The sequence below is a fragment of the Arhodomonas sp. KWT genome (genome assembly GCF_010993615.1).
This window is the reverse complement of the sequence record NZ_WNXE01000668.1, coordinates 1-916: the sequence shown is the minus strand read 5'-3', so window position 1 is coordinate 916 and position 916 is coordinate 1. Positions and strand designations below refer to the sequence as shown.

Annotated in this window: 2 protein-coding genes; one reads left to right on the top strand and one right to left on the bottom strand. The window is 70.5% G+C overall.

All coding sequences use genetic code 11. From position 1 onward, the window contains the following. The coding region (locus G7A99_RS21595; RefSeq protein ID WP_163143984.1) for an SURF1 family protein at window positions 1-519 on the top strand (519 nt) is incomplete at its 5' end. Window positions 520-572: 53 nt separating this feature from the next. On the opposite strand, the gene G7A99_RS21590 is transcribed toward G7A99_RS21595, so the two are convergent. Beyond that, window positions 573-916, bottom strand: a 344-nt coding sequence (locus tag G7A99_RS21590) for a glutathione binding-like protein (RefSeq protein ID WP_205599990.1), incomplete at its 5' end; no start/stop codon positions are given.

The following is a 916-nucleotide window of genomic DNA, read 5'->3' as shown; positions in this document are numbered from 1 at the left end:
GGGCACTACCTCCACGACGCCGAGACCCTGGTCCACGGTACCAGCCGCCTGGGTTACGGCTACTGGGTCATGACCCCTCTGCGCACCGGGCGCGGCTTCACCGTGCTGGTGAACCGGGGCCACATCCCCGAATCGCTGCCCGGCACCCCGGCATTCCGCACCATGCCAAGACCAGAGGGTCGAGTGACGGTCGGCGGCCTGCTTCGGCTGTCGAAACCCGGCGGCGATGTCTTCCGCGCCAACGCCCCGGCGAAAGGCGCGTGGTACTCCCGGGACGTCACCGCCATCGCCACCGCCGCGGGGCTGCCCGCCGACCGGGTCGCGCCCTACTTCATCGACGCCGGTGAACGGCCCGGCCCGCAGGGCTGGCCCGCCGGCGGGCTCACGGTCGTCGACTTCCCCAATCACCACCTGAGCTATGCCATCACCTGGTATGCGATGGCCCTCGCGGCCCCCGCCGCGGTGCTGCTGGCCTTGCGCCGCCGGCACCCGCAGGAAAAGGAGTGGCCGAACACGTAGTCGATGTGCGGTACCGCCCACGCACCGCTGCCCCACCGCCAGGCGGCCCCGCGTCAGCCGCGTACGCCACCGGGACGGCAGTCCGGATGCAGGCTGGCGGCAGCGGAAGGCCGTGCCGAGACGCGGGCGAACCAGGGTGCGATGTTGGCCAGGGCGCGGTCGAATGGCTGGCCAACGGAATCGCCGAAGTCCAGCCAGACGTACAGCCAGATATCGGCGATGGTGAACCGGTCGCCGACGAGGAAAGTGCGCCCGTCGAGCATGCCGTCCAGCCAGGCGATCCGGTCCCGGGCGACGCGTTTCAGGCCGTCGGCGGCAGTGGGCTCGACCGGAATCCGGTCACGAAAGCGCGCCAGCCCTTCGGCATAGTGGTAGGCATTGTGGATGTTCTCGGTGA